This is a genomic window from Pontibacillus yanchengensis, assembly GCF_009856295.1.
Classification (GTDB): Bacteria; Bacillota; Bacilli; order Bacillales; family BH030062; genus Pontibacillus; species Pontibacillus yanchengensis_A.
Genome location: NZ_WMEU01000001.1, coordinates 1,246,351 through 1,268,435 on the forward strand (window position 1 = coordinate 1,246,351; position 22,085 = coordinate 1,268,435).

Sequence of the window (22,085 nt, forward strand, 5' to 3'; positions counted from 1 at the left end):
ATGTTACGCAGCTCCATCTTGAGAATCTTCATCGTCTTCATTTGCACCCAACTCACTACCACTGTCACTAGGATCTTCTTCACTATTCACTTGAGTATCTTTCCATTCCTTCCACTTTTCAGCTAAAGGAGCTACATGTTCACGATACAAATCCAACATGTCCACGATTCTTCCTGAGGAGATATCTAAATCACTCGCTAGCTTCATATAAGATTCTCCTTCTAATCGACGCTTAGCAATGTTTGCGAAATCTCCGGGGTATAATTGGGAGCTAATCCTTCTTTGATGGACTGATATCCACAACCTCGCCTTCTATCTCTTTCCCTTCTTCCTTAGTAGGGACCTCATCTAAAAATAACAACAGCATGCGACACGCGCATGCTGTTCATTGGGATTTATATATTTTAGGTAGAAGACACAAACGGCTCTGCCACGTGATCATAACTTCCCTGTTTCGGATAAGTGTGAAAACGCTCCGTAAGCTTATATCGAAATTGAGCTGTTCGCTGAATCTGGTTAAGTAGTGAACCATGGGAGATGGTAAGCTTAACGTTTTTTTGATTTTTGAATACTATAATGGTACTCATATCGTCTTTAGCTCGTTTCACATGGTCTATGTGGGTATGTGAAATCCAAGAGCAATTACTATGTTGTGGGGATGTTGTGGGAAAGAAATACATGCCACTAACTGGGTCAATTGCTATGGGAGCTTTATGTGTTATACCGCTAACATCCTTCGTTCCGTCTTGTCTTCCTCTTAAACTAGAACCAAAATATTTGCAAGCTTGATCAATTAATTTTTTTGGCGTTGAATTGACATAAAATCCTTCGTTACCTTCGAAAACATAGGAGACGGTTTTTCCGTTCTCATCCTTATCTGCCACTACTGCTTGTGTAAAAGGTGTAACCTCAAAGTGCTCTTTCCATAACATGTTTAACATCCTCTCATAATAAGTTCTACATGTAAGAAAGTAGCATAAATGGTTTTACTTTTTTGTAAAACATCCCAAAAAATACAGTTTTTTAATTTCTGTAAAGGGAATAAATTATGAATAAGCATTTCGCTGATTAATGCGAGTGTCTTATTCAACATTTACTTCTGGGGATTCTGCTTCATATGTTAAATCCGCATCTATGACGTGACTAGTGTATCCGCCATCGCTCATTCCAAAGTCCGGATTCAAAGGAGTGTAGATTTTTAGCTCTCGGTCCGTTTCTGGATCATGATTCATAATGCTCTCTCCTTTTATCACTTTTTCTTAGAATGTGCAAAATAAGTGAAATTTAAACGTCTTAGGCTGAGAGTATAATTACTTCTTTTCAGTGTGTTTGTATACACATGAAGGTCAAAAAAGAGTTTTATCGAATATTAAGAAATAGGGAAATATGTCGTTAGCCAAAGGAGGAATGATTATGTGGGGAAGAAAAAAAAGAAATAACAAGAAAAAAGATACGCATCAATATTCTAATGACGAACTTCCAAAACGTGATGTATCCATTCATGAAGTCCGACAAGCTATCCAACGGTTTACTTCTCACCTACCAAACGGCGTAGAACTCCAAACCATTATTAATGAAGATAACACAATCAATTACGAGTTACTTTCACCTTATTTAGATGCAACCCCCAATGAAACTTATTACATGTCTAAGGAAACATATGAGGTTTTTGATGAGAAGGATAAGCAGCTTGCTTTTGATTTAGATCACATACAGCAAGCAATTGATAGATACATGAAACAAACGAATGAGTTACCTATCATTGATGGTGATCCCTATAATAAGGTTAATTACTTCAAACTTGAACGACTAGGTCTCATATCCTACAGACCAGAATTTACATTTTATATTACGGACGAAGAATATTTAATAACGTACGAAGCACCTTCTTCCAAAAAAGGTTAATTTACCTTTGTGGAATGGTGCTTTTTCAGTAGTTAATTACATGCTTGATATTCCCAAATAGCCTCATTATCTTGAAGACTTGGATTCGAGATAATGGGGCTTTTATTGGTTATAAGAGGAATATTTCCGTTGCCTTAGTTAGACTAAAGGTGTCCTGGGAACAACTCGCGTCCTGCCGTGAGCTGGCAAGCTACCTTTGCGGGAAAATCGCCCTCAGGGGATCTTGCCTACCTCTTTCTCCGGCGGGAGTCTCGTCGTTCCCAGGCCACCTCCCGCGATGTTTGAGATGAACGGATACATGGCGTTAAACAAACGAACGCAAAGATGGGCCGGGCAATTGGGTCGGTCGCTCCTATTTTTCAAAAGTAGCTCCTGTTTTTCGATTCTTGCTCCGAAAGCAGGAAAAGTAGCTCCAGTGCCCATGTTTTTATCGCAGAGATATGACAAGTCCCTGTGCTGTATTATGGAGACTATCGTGAAAAACAGATGTGTCGAGAACACAGGAAAGAGAGCTATTTCCCGGCCCATCTTTTCTCTTATTCACACCACGGAAACAATCCACTCCCCCCCAAACTATCTCGATTTCAAGTCTTCAAGATTATGCCTCGTTTGTTGAACAGCTTTTTGGCCTTTTATTTCAGTCAAAAAAAATTAAGACCATTCTTTAACATAGCATAAATAATAAAAAAAAGGACCAATGCCTCTAGGGCATTGGTCAAAAAAGAGACGACTGGTTAACTTTTGAGTGAGGGAATTACTCTGTGAACAAGTGTTGGAACTTATTCACCATGCACGTTACACAATGAGGTGTAAAGTACACAAGACTCATTAAGGCACTCATCTAAATGAATGACTAATTTGTCTTATATTTATTTTAATATAGTCTTGAATAAAAGTAACCGAAAAAGATTTGCGGAATACCGCAAGCGATTGCGTTATTGGAATAAAATACCAACATGAGGTTTTACAGGGAGTTTAGGATATTTCGGAACCTCACATGTAAAGACATCCGAATATCCCCTCTTTTTTATCATTATTTTTATATAACTTTCCTCAAGAATGATGTGTTATTCCTTATTTTCTTGGGCTTGTTTCATTATTTCTATCCGTTTTTTTATAGGAGGGTGGGTATACCTGAACCATTTCACAAATAGTGAAGGATTAATGTCACTCTTTGATTCAACCGCTAGTGAACGATAGCCTTCAATAGCAGGTTCTAGTGAATCAGTATGTTCAATTGCATATTGATCTGCTGAAAGTTCCATTTGCCTGGATACCCATAAATACATCGGTTCTGTTGCAAATAATAAAATTGATGTAATGAGCAACAGAAGTGGTATCGACTTTAAATCTGTTACAGCACGCAAATCCCATCGTCTTTTGAAACGTTGAAATATGCAAGGAATGATGATGGCAAGTCCTTTAAGTAAAATCAAACTGAATAGCAGCGATCCTAGCACACCCCAATATACATGATTTTTTACATAATGGGCAATTTCATGAGCTAAGATAAACAGAACTTCGTCTTCCTGCATATTTTCTATTGTTGTATCCCATATGACAATTCGTTTTTGAGGACCCAACCCTGTTACATAGGCATTAAAGGTTGATGTTTTTTCACTCATATTCACTTCATAGATGTTCGATTCCGAAATACCTGCTTCGTTTGCCATTCCAACAATTTCGTCTTTTATTGCGGTTTCACGCAAGGGCTGAAAATTTTCGAAAATTGGATCAATCCATACTGGTTGAATATACAAGAGAAACAAGGAAATCGGTAGAGCAATCATCCATATCGATAGCCACCAGTAGCGGCGAAATTTCATCATACACATTCGCGCTACTATTACGAGACCACTAATAATGAGAATAAAGAAAAGAGATTTTACTCCCCACTCCCCTAGCCAGTCCTTGATCGGTTGATGATTTACATCAGCCCATTGTGCCATTCCATAACCAAGTATATCTAAGGGTAAGGAAATTAATTGAAATCCCAGTGCCAAGCTTGCTCCATAAACTAAAGAACGAACCCATTCCCTTCCAAAATTCCGTTCTATAATCTGTGTATATGTATGATGAAAGGCAGACTGTAGTACCGCCCAAAGTACTACCCATGTGAATGTTGTCTGGGTAAAGTAATATGCGTGCCTAAATGCTGCATATTTTGAATTAGAATATGTTTCTAGATCATAAAGAAAACTAAAGTATAACCAAAGGACGGCTAAAAAGATGCCATATCCAAGAATGCCCTTTTTCATTCGTATCCCTCTCCTCTGCTACTTCTATTGTACTAAGTTTGTTAGTACGTATTCAATTTTCAGCCATACTTTTGTCATTAGTTGTTCACCAATTGCATGCCTTTTTCATAGGAAAATCTTGTATCATTAAAGTATGAAATCATGATTCTTTTATGATGCAAGGAGGACCAGAGATGCGAAAAAAATGGTATATATTGTTCATCTCAATTTTAGTAGTAGGAGTCGGAATTGGTATTAGCTACTTAGAGTTTTGGCGGGATGCAGGAGTTCAACTTCCTACGGATGTTAGTATGACAACACCTTATGGAGAAACATATAATCTGGATGATATGGATAAAAAAGTCCGTATTGTAGAATTTATGTACACAGCTTGCCCCGATGTATGTCCGTTAACAACACAACGCATGATGCATTTAAAGGAACAATTTAAATCAGATGGTGTGTACGGAGATCAAGTTGAATTTCTTACCATCAGTATTGATCCTGAAAATGATACACCAGAACGCCTAAGAAAATATATGGAAGTATATAATGCAGATCACGATAAAGCTTGGACATTCCTTCGAGGTTCATTAGACGACACAAAAAAATTAGCTGATCCATTCCGTTTTTTATTTAAAGATAACGGCACTGATTATATTGTTCATACTTCCTATGCTTATCTAATTGATGAAAAAAATTACCTAGTAGCCAAGTTCCCAATGGGAGAAGGTTTTGATAAAGACCGAGTATATGATCAAGTAATGGGTCTGGTGAACTAAAGAAAAGCGCAAGCGTTAGATATTGACTTATCGTAAGGAGAAATAGGAGGTTTGCTAGTTGCTGGGCACGGGAGCTAGACGTGTGAGCGACAGAACTTATGTTACTAATACAAAAGAGGCTATCCATCTGGATAGCCTCTTTATCATTATTTATGAAGCAATGTCTTATCATCAGCAAGCGCTTTTCCTCTAATCTGCTGAAACTTCTCAACTAAATCCTGAACGCTCATCTGTCTCTTCTCTTCCTCATTTGCCTCAAAAATAATCTGTCCTTCATCCATCATCACAAGTCTATTCCCCATCTGCAGTGCCTGTTCCATATCATGGGTGACCATGAGCGTTGTTAAGTTATTATCTCGGATAACATCTTGTGTGATATTGGTAATATGCTCAGCTCTGGCTGGGTCTAATGCTGCTGTATGTTCATCTAGAAGCAGCAATCTCGGCTCTGTAAATGTAGCCATCAGTAAGGATAACGCCTGACGTTCTCCTCCTGACAGTAAGCCAACTTTGGTGTGGAGTCGGTTGGCTAGGCCTACATTCAAATCGGTTAACGTTTGCTGAAACTCTTTTTTGCGATTGGAGCTTACACCTCGTCTAAGTCCTCTTTTATTTGTACGCCCTAAGGCAAGGGCTAAATTCTCTTCTATACTCATGTTGGGTGCTGTGCCAGACATCGGATCTTGGAAAACACGCCCAATCCACTTGGCTCGTTTATGCTCGGGAACGAAGGTTACATTTTTGTCATCGATTGAAATCATGCCTTCATCAGGAAATAATACACCAGCTACCATATTCAGTAGCGTCGATTTGCCTGCGCCATTACTTCCAATGACGGTAACAAAATCCCCCTCATTCAAGGTTAGTGATAGTCCTTGGATGGCTTTTTTCTCATCTGGTGTTCCCTGGTAGAACACTTTCTCAATCTGTTTGAGCTGTAGCAACTTCATTCCTCCTCTCCTCATCTAAACTTTGCTGCATGGCCTTTTGCTTTTTCATACGTTCCGATCGCTCACGCCAGCTGCTCCACATGTTCGGCAGTACGAGTGCGCCCGTTACAATAATAGCTGTGATAAGTTTCAGGTCACTAGCCTTCACGAACTCTAACTGCATCGCAACAGCTAAAATAACGCGGTACACAATGGCTCCCAACACCACGGCTAGGGTTGTTCTTGCAATGGATTTTTTTCCAAAGATCCCTTCCCCAATAATGACCGAAGCAAGACCTACAATGATCATGCCAATTCCTAAACCGACGTCAGCGAATCCATTATACTGAACAATTAGCGATCCACTGAACGCAACAAGGGCATTGGATAGCCCAAGGCCGAAAATAACATAGTTGCTTGTGTTTGCTGAAAAGCTCTTTACCATCTTCGCATTATCTCCCGTAGCTCGTAACGCAAGACCATTATCCGTGTGAAGGAACCAATCTAGTGCTTTTTTTACGATGATAACGACGATACCGATGCTCACCAGAATGAAAAAGCTTGTCGGTAAAAAGGAAGAAAGGCCCATAGCTTTGAATGGTGAACTTAGAATGCTATCCAACTGCATCGCATCCCATAAGGAGCGCCCTTGATTCAATGCTGTTGTTTCGTTTAAAAGGGGGATGTTGGGCCTTCCCATAATTCGAAGATTGATGGAATACAGCGCAATCATCATGAGAATCCCCGCTAATAATGAGTTGATTTTTCCTTTCGTATGAAGCAGGCCAGTGACGCACCCTGCCAGGAAACCAGCCGCTCCACCTGCAATCGTTGCAAGAACAGGAGAGATACCACTTACAATCATGACAGAGGTAACAGCCCCTCCAGTGACAAAGCTCCCATCTACCGTTAAGTCGGGAAAGTCGAGTATGCGAAAGGTAAGGTAAACCCCTAACGCCATAACCGCGTATATTAGTCCTGATTCCATTGCTCCAAATAATGCACTAACCATACTTTCCCTCCTCTACGGCTCAATCACTTCGGCGTCTTTCTTCCATTCATCTTTAAGATCTACACCCATTTTTTCAGCTGCGTCTTTATTGATTTGTAGCTTTAAATTCTGTGGGTAAGATACTGGAATCTCGCCTGGGTTTTTTCCTTCTTCTAGGATCTTCAAGGCTTTCTGTCCAGCTTCATAACCGATATCAAAGTAATCAAATCCGTATGCTGCAAAGCCACCACGTTTAACAGAATCTAATTCTCCTACGAAGACTGGTGTGTCTTGCTGTTGTCCTACTTGAAGAACAGACTCAAGCGCACTCACGACGGTGTTATCTGTAATAATATAAAATGCATCTACTTTACCAGCCAGCGATTCTGCAGCTTGTTTCACTTCAGCTGTAGATGTAACCGTTGCTTCATTTATGTCTAGCTTTCCATCAGCTAGCTTCTTCACGTTTTTAACCTGAGCTACCGAGTTCTGTTCACTTGGATTATAAATCATTCCAACTTTCTTCGCTCCTGTTTCTTTAATAAAATCAATTGTATTTGGTACCGCATCAGGATGTGTATCTGTTGTTCCAGTTACATTTCCACCCGGGTTTTCCATTGATTCTACTAAACTAGAACCGACTGGATCCGTTACAGAAGTGAACACAATTGGAATATCGTTTGTAACATTTAGAGCACTCTGTGCACTTGGCGTTGAATTTGCAAAAATCAAGTCCACATCGTCACCTGCAAACTTTTTGGCGATGGTTTGGTTATTCTTCGCATCCCCTTGCGCCAACTGTACGTCAAATTCCGCTTTCACACCTTCATCCTTAAATGCTTGTTTGAACCCTTTTTGTGCAGCGTCTAATGATGGGTGCTCAACGATTTGTGTTACACCAATTTTATATGTCTCTTTTTGCTTTTCTTTATCATTAGAAGCCTCCGCATTACCAGATTCAGAGCTTCCACAACCTACTAATGAAATTAAACCTACAATTAAAATAAGTGCTAACCACTTTTTCATTTGTTTCTCCCCCTTTAATTACTTTATCACTTTTACGCTTCTACGCTTTTATGTATTAAAATTTACAGGAAAATATACTTTGTTTCAAGGGTTTTTTGAAAATTTCTGTCATTAAATATAGAATCCTTGTATCGTTAAGAGAGGGAAAATAGGATAAAGATCACCATAGAGGTATTCTCGGAATATGTGAGGTTTGTTTGGAGAAAACAAAAAAGGATGCCCCTCCAGGACATCCTTTTCCCATATATTAATACGTAACACGTTGGCGTAAGCTCTTTCTTAAAATTTTACCGGTCGTATTCTTTGGCAATTCATCCAAAAACTCGATGGATGTCGGAAGCTTGTACTTAGCGAGGTGGCCAGCACAGTAATCCACCAGTTCTTGTTCTGTAACAGCGGAGGCTTCATTTAGTACCACGAAGGCTTGTACCGCTTCTCCTAGATTTGGATCTGGTGTTCCAATGACTGCTACTTCTGTAATATTTGGATGCTTGTATAACACTTCTTCCACTTCTCTTGGATAAACATTATACCCTCCTACTAGAATCATATCTTTCTTACGATCGACAATATAAAAATATCCTTCCTCATCGACCTCAGCCATATCCCCAGTGTAAAGCCAACCATCACGCAAGGCTACAGCAGTTTCTTCATCGAGTTTATAATAGCCCTTCATCACATTTGGTCCGCGAACGATTAATTCTCCAACCTCACCTGGTGGCAACTCTTCTCCTAGCTCATCCACAACCCGGTTTTCAACATTCCATATACTCTGTCCAATAGATCCAGCTTTGCGTGGTCTATCAAGTGGATTGAAACATGTTACTGGAGAGGCTTCTGATAACCCATATCCTTCTGAAACCATGACATTAAAGGTGTTCTCAAACTCCTGCAATAAAGCAACCGGCATAGATGCGCCACCAGAAATACACAGGCGCACACTACTAAAGTCCTCTGTATGACCTTCACTTGATTGTAATAGGTAATTATACATGGTAGGAACACCCGCGAATACAGTAGCTTCCCATTTACTAGCCACTTGGAAAGTCTCTTGAGGAGAGAATTTAGGTACGATAATGACAGTTCCACCATTCATCAACGGTGCGTTCAGTGAAACCGTTAAGCAAAACACGTGGAACATCGGCAACGCTGCAATGACCTTATCATTTGTATCGTATTGTAAATAGTCTGCTACATCTTTCGCATTGGAATAAATATTCTTATGAGTGAGCATAGCGCCTTTTGGAGCCCCTGTGGTTCCTGAAGTGTACAAAATGACAGCAATATCCTCTTCATCGATGGTTGGACGTTCAAATTGAAGCGATCCTTCCTTCACAAGGTTTGTAAACGATTTCATTCTATCGCTTAATTGACTTTGCTGCCAATTAGAGTCTTGGCTTGTCTCAGCAATGATATAATGTTCAATTAAAGGTAAGTCATGTGCCATTTCCTCAAACGTTTCAACAAACAAATCCATTGTAATAACAGCTTTTACGTCACCATTTTTCAAAATATAACTCATTTCGTCTGCAGTATAAATCGGGTTGATAGGTATTACAGTTAACCCTAAGCGTAGTGCGCCATATAATCCAATCATAAAATAAGGGCTATTGCCTGTTACAAGTGCAATATGATCTCCCTTTTCATAGCCAAGCTCTCTCAAACTAGCAGCAAACTTGGTTATAGAACCTTCTAGCTCTTGATAGCTTGTTTCTTGATCCTGAAAAATATAAGCCGTCTTGGTGGGATTCTTTCTTGTGGTGATCGACAACTGATCACTTAAATTCATGAACATGTTCCCCCTAATTGTGAATGAATAGTCATTCATTTCTGAGTTAAATTCATATTTATTATAAAATACTGACAACTTTCTAGCAAGCTATTCGTATGAAGCGTTTTCAAATTATGTGTTATCATCACTAATTCTGGCTTCAGGTTGCTTTTTTGCTCTCTTCCAACCCACTTATGCTCGCTTCAGATCGCTTTTTGCTCTCTTCCATCCTACTTATATTGACCCACTGTCCCTTCTTTCGTTCACGTGTATTAGCTCGATTCCTTGTTTCTTTTTCTCTCCAAAAAAATCGCATGTGCATTCTATTCAGAATACACATGCGAGCTTTCCTAATAGCATTAATTTATCAACGATTGTAATGGAGCCGGTATTCTTCCGCCTCTCTTCACAAATCCTTCAGAACTGAAAGGATTAACTCCCATTACGGGGGCTCGGCCTAATAGACCTCCAAACTCAACCATTGTCCCTTCTTCTTTATCTGGTACTGGGATCACTCGTACAGCTGTTGTTTTTTTGTTGATCATCCCGATGGCTGCTTCGTCTGCAATAATACCTGAGAGCGTTTCGGCAGATGCTTCTCCTGATAAAGCGATCATGTCTAGTCCAACTGAGCACACACAGGTCATGGCTTCTAGTTTTGGTAACGTCAGGGAGCCATCATTCACTCCTTGAATCATGCCATTGTCCTCACTGACTGGAATAAACGCACCGCTTAATCCACCTACATACGAACTAGCCATAGCTCCACCTTTTTTCACAGCGTCATTCATTAGTGCTAGAGCGGCAATAGTCCCGTGAGTTCCAACACGTTCCACACCAATCTCTTCTAGGATTTCTGCTACACTATCGTTCAATGCGTTTGTTGGTGCAAGGGATAAATCTAAAATACCAAATGGCACATCGAGTTGATCCGCAACGGCTCTCCCAACTAGCTCTCCAGCGCGCGTAATTTTAAAGACGGTTTTCTTAATCACTTGAGAGACTTCACCGAGATCTGCTTCTGGGTGTTTTTTCAGTGCATTTAATACAACCCCAGGTCCACTTACGCCTACATTCAGTACGGCGTCTCCTTCACCTGTACCATGGAAAGCGCCGGCCATAAATGGATTATCTTCTACTGGGTTTGAGAAAACAACTAGCTTTGCACATGCGATGCCGTCCTGGTCTCTTGTGTTTTCAGAAGCTTCCTTAATAATCGTACCCATTTGTTTAACGACATCCATGTTAATACCTGTTCTTGTCGTGGCTACAGAAATCGATGCACAAACGCGGTCTGTTACGGTCAATGCCTCTGCCAAGGAATCTAGCAACACTTGGTCACCTTTTGTTACTCCTTTATGAACAAGAGCTGAATAGCCTCCGATAAAATCAACACCTATATCCGCTGCTGCTTTATCTAATGTTTTCGCCAGTTCAATCGCCTGTTCTCTTGTTGCATTGCCAAGTAACTCCGAAATAGGAGTAACCGCAATTCGTTTATTTATGATTGGTACACCATACTCTTTTTCCACCTGCTCAGCATATGGCTTTAGGTTTTTTGCATAGCTCACTATTTTATCATACACACGTGTTTGCATAGCTGAGAAATCTGCATCCGCACAATCCTTGAGATCGATTCCAATAGTAACCGTGCGTATATCTAAGTTTTCCATTTGAACCATGCGTACGGTTTCTGTAATTTCATCTAATCCGATATTCATTGTGAATCGCCCTCCTTATATTCGATGCATAGCTTGAAAGACTTCTTCAAGCTGTAGATTAATTTTGACACCGAGCTCTTCGCCAATCTCATTTAATGTTTGGCGAACGGAATCGAGATCCTCAATTTGCGTTACGTCTACAATCATCATCATCGTAAAGAAATCCTCCACGATTGTTTGATTAATATCTAACACGTTTATCTCTTTTTCAGATAAAACAGTTGTAACCTTTGCGATAATTCCTACTTGGTCTTTACCAAGAACACTGACTACTGCGCGTCGATTTTCCATGTTGCGTCACCTCGTCTATTTGATTTGTTCTAATAAGTCTTATCTTTTCTTAACCTGTCCTCGACATTAAAAAAGATTGGAATCCATACATCCAATCTCATTCAGGCAGTCGTCAAACATACTAAGCTACTTTTAAGTACATCTAACAATCCTGTCCGGTTGCCTGAGATTGTGAACCCTTCGGCGCCGTTTAAACGGTCTCTCCAGAATTTGCTCCTGTTATAGTGTCACCCATAACACTCGTTGCATATATGCAGTTGCGATAAAGGTTATGGTATCAGGCTTCTATGTAATGGTCAATATAGAAAACTTACCAGCTCATTTTCTTATTGTTAGGCTAAAACTCTCTGAAATAGAAAAATCATAAGTTCCAAGATCCCGTTGTAGCACTATTGGTGCATATATTTGGTTGTCGCTCCTATTTTTCAATTGTTGATCCTAATTTCAACAACTCGCTCCTATATTAAAAGGCGCTCCTGTTTCGATTCTTGCTCTGAAATCATTGGAAGTTGCTCCAGAGAGCCACAACACTTAGCCTCCCTTTACGAAAAACTAGGTATCGTTTCAATCATCAAGATAAGATTGGGAGAGTTTTCTCTTGGTATTCTAGTATTCCTGCTGCGTTACTAATTCAGCATGGTGGAAAAGAAGCTGAGTTATGAAAACTGGAAGCAGTTAAATGAATATATAAGAGAGTATATCGACAATCACGCAGAAGACGATGAGGATGGAAGTCTATATAAATTCTTTATATCCTCTTATAAAGAATAGAGTGATCTAAAAAACTGCTCATCCCAATAACAAGGGATGAGCAGTTTTTTAAATAGTATAAGGTTTATTCTGCTTACAAGTCTAGCTCTAATGCCTCTGCCCGAGGTGAACAAGGCGTGTGCGATTTTCTTTACGATAACTCATGAATCGTAACTTCACTTCGAACCATGAAGCGAATGTTCCAGCGAGATTGACCGATTCCTTTTGAAATGTAAAATGTTCCATTTGAATGTACATGCTGGCCTTTGTAAATCCCCCTTTTTGCTAATCTTCCCATGTCGGCAACTTTAAATAAATAAGGGACGTTCACCTGTTTTCCATGCAGATGGCCTGAAACAAGCATCGTATAAGACTCTTTCAAATCATCCACTATGTCAGGGTCATGGGTCAAAACAAGAATATCTTTAATAAGAGGATTGGAAAATTGGAAACTCCGCTTTATATCATGATGTCCTTGGCAAAAGTCATCAATTCCTACAATAAATAAATCCTCTTTTTCTACATACTCATTTTTTAACAAATGAACCTGATACTTACCTAAAATTTCTTCCAGTTTATGAACCTCTTCAATATACCTATCATGATTGCCTAGTACAGCATACGTTTCCACACCTGTTTGCTGTATCATGGTTAAAAAGCGCTCTAGCTTAGGGAATTCTTTTTCATTTTTATCAATAAAGTCTCCTGTTAAAAACACATAATCAGGCTGTTCATCTTCAATCAGTTGTTTAAGTGTTGTAATAGGCACACGTAAATGCTTAATATGAAGATCACTAATTTGGATAACCTTCTTTTTAGCCTTACTATCCCACTTCACACGCTCTACCTTCAACCATCTTGTAGGAAGTAGGAACAACACATCCCATACAATGGCAACAGCTAATACGCTGATAATAATAATTAATACAATCTCCAAAATGATTTCACCTACTGATTCTTCTAACTGTATATATTAGTCTATAAAGCTATTTTAAAAATAGAAGCTATAACCCTACTTCCTTTTCGCTCCATTCCCAAAACATTTTTGCCAGTTGCTCATCATTTGCCTTATTGGTAATAGGGACAATGGATTCATTATAGTAATAGTCGCCACTCTTCCCTTCCACTTCAGGGCTGGTTGCTAAATAAATGGCAGTACTTGCTCCCTTTTCAGGTGTTCGAAAGAATGGGCTTAGAAAGATCATAACACGCTTACCAAAGCCTGTATTTCTATTCACACCGAGACTAGTAGCCACAGCACCTGGATGAACAGCATTAACCGTAACACTACTATTCTGAAGTCTTCTTGCCAACTCTTTCGTAAACAACACATTTGCAAGCTTCGATTGACCGTATGCTTTCATAACATTGTAGCTTTTGGTTAAATGAGGGTCTTCAAAATGAATTTCCCCCCACTTATGAGCTCCAGATGACACAACAACAATTCGACCAGCCTCTGCACGCTGTAAGGACTCTATAAGTAAATTCGTTAACAAGAAGTGCCCTAGATGATTCACACCTAGTTGTGCTTCGAAACCATCCTCCGTTTCCTCTCGTTTTAAATGAACAACACCTGCATTATTCACAAGAATATCTAATTTGCCATAACGTTGTTTGAATTCACTAGCAAATGATCGAATACTTTCCAAGTTCCCTAAGTCACAGATCATTAAATCAATTGCTTCTGATTGGCTATCCTGTTTAGCCACCTCAAGTGCGGCCTGTCCTCTTGCTTCATTTCGACAAGCCATTACAACATGTATACCTTGTTTAGCTAATTGAGTAGTCGTAGCTAAACCCATACCTGCATTTGCACCTGTTACTATCGCTATTTTATGCATACCTTAATCCCCTTTGTAAAAATTTCTCGGGGCGCTTCGCTCAACTCCGAGGCTTAAGCAAAGCCTTTTAGTGACGATTTTTGCCACAGAGAGGATTTGCTTAAGACCCTGAGGAGAGGTAGGCGCTGGAGCTAAATATTAGGAAATGCGCAAGGGCCACTTTTATGAAAAAGAGGCGAAATCATGGTTGATTCCGCCCTGCTTCACACGTTTTTTTATTAATAGATTAGAGAAAGAAAATCCTCTCGGGATATACGACCAAGATAATGGGAGATATCCAAGTCTTGAATCGCCTCATCGATAGAGGAACGATCGTAACGTGTTCCGATTAAGCGATTTTCAATTTCGCTTACATCCCCTACACCAAAGAAGTCTCCATAAATCTTCGCATTCTCAATGTTTCCTTTTTTTACATCAAGACGTACGTCCACTGTACCACCATCAAAGCGATGAGAGTGCTGAATGTTTGCTGCAGGAGATTTTCCATAGTTCCATTCCCACTTCTGATAGCGTTCTTCAGAAAGCTCGTAGATCTTCTTCCAATCTTCTTCTGTTAGCTTATATTGTGGAACTTCTTCTATTGATTGAACATCGAAAATATATCTTAGAAGCATGTCCTTAAACGCCTGCATGGACATGCTTTCATCCACCTCGTCTGAAATATTTGCTACTCGACTGCGAATCGACTTAATTCCTTTCGAGCGGATTTTTTCAGATTTCACACGAAGAGCTGAAACAACGTTTTCAATCTCAGAATCGAACATAAGCGTACCATGACTGAACATGCGCCCCTTAGTCGAAAACTGAGCATTTCCTGAAATTTTACGACCATCTTCTAGCTGGACATCATTTCGTCCAGAGAGCTCTGCCTTCACACCTACTTTTTGCAGAGCATCTGTAACAGGCTTTGTAAACTTAGCAAAATCATGAAAGCTGTTGCCGTCATCCTTCGTTAAGAAACTGAAGTTCAAGTTTCCTAAATCGTGATATACAGCGCCCCCACCAGATAAGCGACGAACAACATGGATGCCATGCTCTTCCACATAATCGGTGTTAATTTCCTCAATCGTATTTTGATTTTTTCCAATGATAATAGAAGGCTCGTTTATATAAAACAGGAGATATGTATTGTTATTGTCTATATCTAAATTCTTCAATACATACTCTTCAATCGCTAGGTTAATTCGTGGATCTGTAATACCCTCATTATCTACAAATAGCATCATAACCAGTTTCCTCCTTCAATTCAGTCAACCATTCCTTTTCTTATTGTACTTGAAAGAAGTTGTACCTTCAATTCTAATGGTCTCATCGACCTAGATTATTCGGTTTCCCAAGTCAACCCTTCATCACACAGTCGAACCGTACCGTCGAATTTCTTACTGGCCTCATCTTGAAGCTTTGTCACATCACCAAAGTGTGGTAAATGGCTAAGCCACAGTTCTTTGACATTTGCTTCTTTAGCAATATGCGCGCATTCTGTACTTGTCATGTGGCCTGGCTTTGACCCATCCATACCATCATAAAAGTTGCTATCCGTAATTAATAAATCAGCATCCTTGCTGAATGGAATAAACGATTCATTGTAACTTGAGTCTGCTGTGTACACGACTGTATGTTTTCCATCGGTGATATTCATGGCATAGCATGGTACTGGATGATTCGTTTTAAGAAACGTTAGTGTAAAAGGGCCGATTTCAATGGATTGAGTAGGGTCATACTGCATACCTACTGTAAATTCATGACTTAACGTTTGGAAGGAAGCTTCATCTTCTTTGTGACCATAAATCGGCAATTGCTTATTTGTCTTTGCCAGTATGTTCTGGACCTTCCAAGCATACTGCATCACACCAATATCAGCTATATGATCAAAGTGATAATGGGAAATAATGATGGCGTTCAAATCCATTACATCCATTTTGGATTGCAATCTAGATAAGGCACCACTTCCACAATCCACTAATAAAGTGAAGCCTTCCGATGAAAAAATGTAACTAGACGTCGCTCCATTAGCTGCGGGATATCCTCCCCAAAATCCATTCACTGTTACTTTCATTGTCCTGCCTCCTATAATTAATTGTTGTAGTACTTGTACTGTTATTACGCTTCAATCCTAGTATATCAGTAAATTTACAGAAAAATAAAAAAAGTACAAGTTGTTATAATACAAATGGTTGTAATTTTAAATCTGTTGTAATACAATAAATATACACAAACTCATTGGAGGGATTTTCAATTATGATGAACGCTCTTGAATTTTTCAAAAACCTACCGGACAAAAAATGCGCAAAATGCGGAAATGCTTATGAGGAGCAAGCAGATTGCTACGGTAACCTTTGCGAAAACTGTGACGACCCAGCAAGATAGGCACACACTATTTCTATAGTCCATGTTGCCCCTCAGCCTAGACTCTAAACACCTTCTTAGTAAAATTGCCATTACATTACACATACAAACAACTACAAAGACTTTCCCTTAATGAGCGGATAGCGCAATGCTATCCGCTTTTTACTATTATATAACAGTTATGCTTGAATTTCTCATAAAGAAAGAGTAAGCATCCTTAATTAAGAGAACAAAAGCTCGGGGCGCCCGCTTAGGGACGTATATGCTGCGGCCCACTCGACGTGGGTCGGTTCGATGTTACTGCTTGAGGCGAACCTACAGGATGTAGGTCCGTTCGCTGGTGCTGCACGATACAGCGATCTTAATCGTACCTCCTTCAACCCAGAACTTCACCTGATTCCGTAGGAGATGAAGGAAACACGGGGAGCAATAACAATCGTGGGCGCTGGAGCCGGACTTGACCACATCATTTTTTAGTTATACACATGCATTGAATTTTATAGCTTAGCGTACTATAAAAAAGTGTCTTTGAAGCAATTTGCTTCAAAGACACTTTTATTTACATAGGGATTGCCATAGGTTTTGCGGTAGAAGAACGCTTTTTCAAAGTGTGAGGAAATATATAGTCCTCACGTTTATGTCTTCCACGTTGCTCAATCTGTTGAATGAGAATTTCTACACATTTCTCGGCCATCTCTACTACCGGTTGCTCAATCGTTGTAATCGAAGGGTTCATGAGCTTAGAAATCGTCTGATTATCAAAACCAACTATTGCTAAATCATCAGGAATACTAATCCCTTTATTCATGGCTTCATAGATGATACCAGCAGCCACTTCATCAGACCCGGTAAAAATTCCATCAATATCAGAATCTTCCTGTTGGATAGATTGGAAGATTCCACGTCCACTCTCTACATCGACAGCTTGATTAAAGTCTTCATGCTCCACAAAAGAAACATTATGTTTTTGAACCGCTTTCATAAATCCCCTACGACGAGATAAGGAAATGGAGCTATCCATCCCCCCGCTTAGGAAAGCAAGCTTTTGACATCCCTGTTCAATTAAATGTGTCGTCGCATCATAGGCAGCTTCTTGTTGATCAATATAGATGATTGAGGTATTAGCTTCCTCAATATTTTCATTACATAACACAATCGGTCCTGAAGGTAAGTATTCTTCTATAGCTGACCATTCATTATGGACAGAAGTCATAATCATACCATCCACTTGCTTGGTACGTATTAGTTCTAAGTAATCTAGCTCTTTTTGTGAAGAGTAGTGCGTTTGACATATTATAACCTGATATCCCCATTCAGACGCTTTCTTTTCCATTGCTTCAATCATATGACTGAAAAAAGGATTGGTAATGCGTGGTAGCAGAATGGCAATCGTCTCGGTTTTTTGACTACGAAGTCTCCGAGCCGATGAATTAGGCACATACCCAAGATCCCTCATCGCACCCACTACTCGCTGCCGCTTCTCATCACATACATAAGGTTGATCATTAATCACCCTTGAAACCGTTGTCCTCGACAAGCCGGCATGCCTTGCAACATCCTCAATAGTTGGCAAAACAAACTCCTCCTGCTCATTAGTAAAATCACGAACTTGAAACCGTTTTCATAGTTAAAATTTTACTAGTCTTTTGGTAATAACGCAATATGAAATTGTGAGTTATGGTAATAGAGGGAGGGGGGGGACGTATCGATACACATGGGCTTCTGCTTGATATGCGTGAGTTTCTTCCTGATATGTGTGGGTTTTCTATCGATATGCTTGGGTTTCTTCCCGTTTTCTTATCCGCTGCTTTCTTTCCCTTATCCGTCGCTTCCCAACACTCACACTATCTACCAGACTCCAATACTCCACCACTCCCACCAATACAAAAAACCCACACTAATAAAGTGTGGGTACTCAAGACATCCATCAAGAACTTAAATATTGTAAAACGCGCTGAACTGCTTCTTCACCTTGATCGATACAATCTGGTACACCTAAGCCATGGTAGGAAGCTCCAGCTAAGTACACACCTGGAAGTTTATCTCGTAAAGATTGTTCAATGTGTTCCATGCGTTCTTTGTGGCCTACAGTGTATTGTGCTCTTGAGTTCCTCCATCTTGTGATGACGGAGAATTCGGGTGGTTTGGTAATGTTCATTGTTTTGTTAAGATCATTCAGGACAATTTCTTCTATTTCCTCATCTGATAGCGACACGACTTCCTGATCATTAGGCTTCCCTACATATGCGCGAAGTAAGGCTTTTCCTTTTGGTGTCGTGTGGGGCCATTTTTTATGCGTCCATGTGCAGGCAGTGATTCGATAGTCACTATTTCGTGATACTAAAAAGCCTGATCCATCAATATCTTTTTGAATAGCGGATTGATCAAAAGCTAGTGCCACATTCGCAACAGAGGTTGCTGGCATATCCCCTAATGGGGCCATGAAGTCATACTGGGTAAGCATGCGCTGCACTCGGTAGTGAGGCGTGGTGATAACAACACTATCTGCATACTCCACCTCTCCTGAGCTTAAGAGAAGATGATAACCTTCTTCTTTTTTCTCAATATGATCAACTGCAGTATTTAACTGTACTGTTCCTTCATCCAATTTCGAGTGAACTGCATCTACTAGTGAGCTCAATCCAGTATCAAGGGTACGAAACACGCTTGGTTTCTTATCAGACTTTTTCTTCTTCGGAACGGTTTGTTTTAAACCTTTCATAATACTTCCGTGCTTTTGCTCAAGTTCGTAAAAGTTTGGAAAAGTAGCCATTAAACTTAATTGATCAATGTCTCCAGAATAAATTCCAGATAAAAGAGGTTCAATCAAGTTCTCGACTACTTCATCCCCTAACCGATACCGGAAGAAATTCCCCAGCGATTGATCTCCATTTGGTTTTGAAGGCTTTTTCACAAAGTCTCCAGCAGCCCTTAGTTTACCTAGTGGTGAAAAAAGGCCTGAGAACAAAAAGGGACTTACTTGAGTTGGGATGCCCATATAGGAACCGTGCGGTATTTCATTGAGTTTTCCTTTCGCTAAAACATAGGACTTCCCTGTAGATACCGGAACAATATGGTCTTCCATGCCGACTTCTTCAATCAGACGGAACACACTTTTCTTACGTGCCAATAAAGAGTCTGGGCCTCGCTCAATGGTGAAACCATCTTTTTGCTCGGTGTGAATCATGCCTCCCAAGTGATTGCTAGCCTCTAAAACGCGCACTTGGTAAGGTAGTCCTTGATCTTTGATTTGCTTTTGTAAATAGTAGGCGGTAGAAAGTCCAGTTATGCCACCGCCTATGACAACAATGTTTTTTTGCTCTGTCATTGATATCCCCTACTTCTGAGCTTTGTTTAGCACGACATTGGCTAATGTTTGGATAAATAATGGATGAACGTTTGGCATTTCAGGGCGGTAGTAACTAGCGCCTAGTTCATCACAAACAACTTTACATTCATAATCATTGTCGTATAAGACTTCCAAATGATCAGAAACGAACCCAACCGGTGCATAAACAAATGTACGATACCCTTTTTCATGGTATAAATCTCGTGTTAGATCCTGCACATCCGGTCCAATCCATGGGTCAGGTGTATTTCCTTCACTTTGCCAGCCAATTTCATAGTTTTTAATCTGCAGTTGATCCGCGATTAATTTAGCCGTTGTCTTCAACTGTTCAGGATACGGATCACCATCTTGTAAAATCTTCATCGGCAGGCTGTGAGCGGAAACAACAAGAACTGCATTCTTACGCTCTTCCCCGGACATTTGATCATATACTTTTTGAATAGAATCGGACCAATACTCGATAAAGCCAGGCTCATCATACCAGCTCTCAACTGAATAAATGGTCGTTACGCCTAGTTTTTCTGCCTCTTCGATTGCGCGGCCATTATAGGATTTCACGCTAAACGTAGAATAATGAGGAGCTAATACAATGGATACCGCTTCTTCAATTCCATCATCAGCCATTTGCTGTACCGCGTCTTCAATAAATGGATCAATGTGCTTTAAGCCAATGTATAATTTAAACTCGATATCATCTTGCATTTCGTTTAATTTCGATTGAAGTGCCTCTGCTTGCTCGTCTGTAATTCGTGCTAGAGGAGAAATCCCGCCAATTGCATTGTAACGCTCACGTAGATCCTCTAACGCTTCTGGAGATGGCTTACGACCTTTACGAATATGAGTGTAGTAACGCTCTAAATCATCTTCAGTGTATGGTGTGCCATAGGCCATTACTAGTAAGCCCATTGTTTTTTTTGCCATATTGAACACCTCTTCTAAGCTTTTTTAAACGGGTTAGGATTGTTTTGAATAGTCATGAACGAATTTGGTCAGGCGCTTCAATGTCTCAGGTTTGATGTCAGGGAACACGCCATGTCCAAGGTTGAAGACATATCCTGGTTGTTGCATGCCTTGGTCAAGAATGTCTTTTGTACGGCTTTCGATTGTATCCCAGTCTGCAAGAAGAATTGCTGGGTCAAGGTTTCCTTGTAGTGTTTTCTGGATACCCATATCTCGCGCTTCTTGTATGGATGTACGCCAATCCAACCCAAGTACATCAATCGGAAGGTCATTCCATTCTTTTGCCAGATGACCTGCACCAACACCAAATGTAATTAGAGGAACATTTTCTTCCCGAAGCTCAGAGAAAATGCGTTCCATTATAGGCTTGATAAAGAAACGATAATCTTGAACATTCAATGCTCCAACCCAAGAGTCAAAGATTTGAATGGCTTTAGCTCCTGCATGAATTTGTGCACGTACATAACGGATTGTCATGTCCGCAAGTTTATCCATTAGTAAAAACCATGTCTCTGGCTGACTGTACATCATCGCTTTGGTTTTATTGTAATTTTTTGAAGGGCCACCCTCAATCATATAGCTTGCAAGTGTAAACGGGGCACCACTAAATCCAATCAAAGGAACATTTAGTTGCTCACGAGTCAGTAAGCGGATTGTGTCTAATACGTAAGGGACATCCTCTTCCGGATTAATTTCTCCTAGTTTCTCAACATCTAATTTCGTACGAATGGGGTCATCAATTACAGGTCCTACACCTTTTTTGATTTCAACATCTACTCCAATAGAAGGTAGTGGAGACATGATATCCTTATATAATATAGCCGCATCTACGTCATACTGTTCAACGGGTAAACGTGTCACGTACGCACATAATTCTGGCTGATGGGTAATTTCAAATAATGAATATTTCTCTTTCAATGCGTTGTATTCAGGCTGGGAACGTCCAGCTTGTCTCATAAACCAAACTGGTACGTGATCCGTCTCCTCTCCTCTAAACGCTTTAAGTATTGTGTCATTAAAAGTTGTCATTGGTTCTCACCTTTCACATCAATCCTAAAATTACTCTTTCATCAATATAACGATTTATCATCATTGTGTATAGAGAAATGAGCATATTGTCATGAATTTGCCCTATTTCGATGGGCTTGTATTTTTCTATTCCATTACCCATTGTACACATATATCT

The 22,085-nt window shown here is 40.0% G+C and carries 21 protein-coding genes and 1 riboswitch; of the genes, 3 read left to right on the forward strand and 18 right to left on the reverse strand.

Annotated features, from left to right (window positions below; translation table 11 throughout):
* Positions 1 to 3: 3 nt before the first annotated feature.
* From GLW08_RS06000 to GLW08_RS06010, 3 genes are all read right to left on the reverse strand, one after another.
* The gene (locus GLW08_RS06000) at positions 4 to 207 is read right to left on the reverse strand and encodes a hypothetical protein (protein ID WP_160847620.1); all 204 of its coding nucleotides are present in this window, start codon (positions 205 to 207) and stop codon (positions 4 to 6) included.
* Positions 208 to 404: 197 nt separating this feature from the next.
* Positions 405 to 932, reverse strand: a complete 528-nt coding sequence (locus GLW08_RS06005) for a competence protein ComK (RefSeq protein WP_237458317.1) — start codon at positions 930 to 932, stop codon at positions 405 to 407.
* Positions 933 to 1,082: 150 nt separating this feature from the next.
* Entirely contained in the window at positions 1,083 to 1,232 is a 150-nt protein-coding gene (locus GLW08_RS06010; protein ID WP_160847622.1) for a hypothetical protein, read from the reverse strand.
* 181 nt (positions 1,233 to 1,413) lie between these two features.
* Between GLW08_RS06010 and GLW08_RS06015 the strand changes: the two genes are divergently transcribed.
* Positions 1,414 to 1,905, forward strand: a complete 492-nt coding sequence (locus GLW08_RS06015) for a DUF3939 domain-containing protein (protein ID WP_160847623.1) — start codon at positions 1,414 to 1,416, stop codon at positions 1,903 to 1,905.
* 1,067 nt (positions 1,906 to 2,972) lie between these two features.
* Here GLW08_RS06015 and GLW08_RS06020 read toward each other — a convergent pair.
* On the reverse strand, positions 2,973 to 4,163 hold the full coding sequence (locus GLW08_RS06020; RefSeq protein WP_160847624.1) for a M48 family metallopeptidase: 1,191 nt from the start codon (positions 4,161 to 4,163) through the stop codon (positions 2,973 to 2,975).
* Between the two features lie 173 nt (positions 4,164 to 4,336).
* Here GLW08_RS06020 and GLW08_RS06025 point away from each other — a divergent pair, with 173 nt between their 5' ends.
* Complete coding sequence (locus GLW08_RS06025; RefSeq protein WP_160847625.1) at positions 4,337 to 4,924, forward strand: SCO family protein; 588 nt, start codon at positions 4,337 to 4,339, stop codon at positions 4,922 to 4,924.
* Positions 4,925 to 5,070: 146 nt separating this feature from the next.
* Here GLW08_RS06025 and GLW08_RS06030 read toward each other — a convergent pair whose 3' ends face one another.
* From GLW08_RS06030 to GLW08_RS06075, 10 genes are all read right to left on the reverse strand, one after another.
* Entirely contained in the window at positions 5,071 to 5,868 is a 798-nt protein-coding gene (locus tag GLW08_RS06030) for an ABC transporter ATP-binding protein (protein ID WP_160847626.1), read from the reverse strand.
* Entirely contained in the window at positions 5,846 to 6,865 is a 1,020-nt protein-coding gene (locus tag GLW08_RS06035; protein WP_160847627.1) for an ABC transporter permease, read from the reverse strand. The genes GLW08_RS06030 and GLW08_RS06035 overlap by 23 nt, the downstream gene beginning before the upstream one ends.
* Before the next feature lie 12 nt (positions 6,866 to 6,877).
* Entirely contained in the window at positions 6,878 to 7,870 is a 993-nt protein-coding gene (locus GLW08_RS06040) for an ABC transporter substrate-binding protein (protein ID WP_160847628.1), read from the reverse strand.
* Between the two features lie 247 nt (positions 7,871 to 8,117).
* Positions 8,118 to 9,659 carry a fatty acid--CoA ligase family protein gene (locus tag GLW08_RS06045; protein ID WP_160847629.1) on the reverse strand — a complete coding sequence of 514 codons (1,542 nt, stop codon included), beginning with the start codon at positions 9,657 to 9,659 and terminating at the stop codon, positions 8,118 to 8,120.
* 341 nt (positions 9,660 to 10,000) lie between these two features.
* Positions 10,001 to 11,362, reverse strand: coding sequence for a PFL family protein (locus tag GLW08_RS06050; RefSeq protein WP_160847630.1), 1,362 nt, complete (start codon positions 11,360 to 11,362; stop codon positions 10,001 to 10,003).
* 15 nt (positions 11,363 to 11,377) lie between these two features.
* Entirely contained in the window at positions 11,378 to 11,653 is a 276-nt protein-coding gene (locus GLW08_RS06055; RefSeq protein ID WP_160847631.1) for an ACT domain-containing protein, read from the reverse strand.
* 141 nt (positions 11,654 to 11,794) lie between these two features.
* Positions 11,795 to 11,870, reverse strand: a riboswitch (glycine riboswitch).
* 684 nt (positions 11,871 to 12,554) lie between these two features.
* A complete protein-coding gene (locus tag GLW08_RS06060) occupies positions 12,555 to 13,340 on the reverse strand; it encodes a metallophosphoesterase (protein WP_160847632.1) in 786 nt (261 codons plus the stop codon).
* A 67-nt stretch (positions 13,341 to 13,407) separates the two neighbouring features.
* Positions 13,408 to 14,244, reverse strand: coding sequence for an SDR family oxidoreductase (locus GLW08_RS06065; RefSeq protein ID WP_160847633.1), 837 nt, complete (start codon positions 14,242 to 14,244; stop codon positions 13,408 to 13,410).
* Between the two features lie 218 nt (positions 14,245 to 14,462).
* Positions 14,463 to 15,467, reverse strand: coding sequence for a lipoate--protein ligase (locus tag GLW08_RS06070; RefSeq protein ID WP_160847921.1), 1,005 nt, complete (start codon positions 15,465 to 15,467; stop codon positions 14,463 to 14,465).
* Between the two features lie 98 nt (positions 15,468 to 15,565).
* Positions 15,566 to 16,300, reverse strand: coding sequence for an MBL fold metallo-hydrolase (locus tag GLW08_RS06075; protein WP_160847634.1), 735 nt, complete (start codon positions 16,298 to 16,300; stop codon positions 15,566 to 15,568).
* Between the two features lie 185 nt (positions 16,301 to 16,485).
* Here GLW08_RS06075 and yhfH point away from each other — a divergent pair, with 185 nt between their 5' ends.
* The gene (yhfH, locus tag GLW08_RS06080) at positions 16,486 to 16,611 is read left to right on the forward strand and encodes a protein YhfH (protein ID WP_423808599.1); all 126 of its coding nucleotides are present in this window, start codon (positions 16,486 to 16,488) and stop codon (positions 16,609 to 16,611) included.
* A gap of 538 nt (positions 16,612 to 17,149) precedes the next feature.
* On the opposite strand, the gene GLW08_RS06085 is transcribed toward yhfH, so the two are convergent.
* The 4 genes from GLW08_RS06085 to hemE all read right to left on the reverse strand — a co-directional run bounded on the left by GLW08_RS06085 (position 17,150) and on the right by hemE (position 21,928).
* Complete coding sequence (locus GLW08_RS06085) at positions 17,150 to 18,163, reverse strand: LacI family DNA-binding transcriptional regulator (RefSeq protein ID WP_160847635.1); 1,014 nt, start codon at positions 18,161 to 18,163, stop codon at positions 17,150 to 17,152.
* A gap of 354 nt (positions 18,164 to 18,517) precedes the next feature.
* Positions 18,518 to 19,918 carry a protoporphyrinogen oxidase gene (gene hemY, locus GLW08_RS06090; protein ID WP_160847636.1) on the reverse strand — a complete coding sequence of 467 codons (1,401 nt, stop codon included), beginning with the start codon at positions 19,916 to 19,918 and terminating at the stop codon, positions 18,518 to 18,520.
* Positions 19,919 to 19,927: 9 nt separating this feature from the next.
* Complete coding sequence (hemH, locus tag GLW08_RS06095; RefSeq protein WP_160847637.1) at positions 19,928 to 20,860, reverse strand: ferrochelatase; 933 nt, start codon at positions 20,858 to 20,860, stop codon at positions 19,928 to 19,930.
* A gap of 33 nt (positions 20,861 to 20,893) precedes the next feature.
* On the reverse strand, positions 20,894 to 21,928 hold the full coding sequence (gene hemE, locus GLW08_RS06100) for a uroporphyrinogen decarboxylase (RefSeq protein WP_160847638.1): 1,035 nt from the start codon (positions 21,926 to 21,928) through the stop codon (positions 20,894 to 20,896).
* Positions 21,929 to 22,085: the final 157 nt, after the last annotated feature.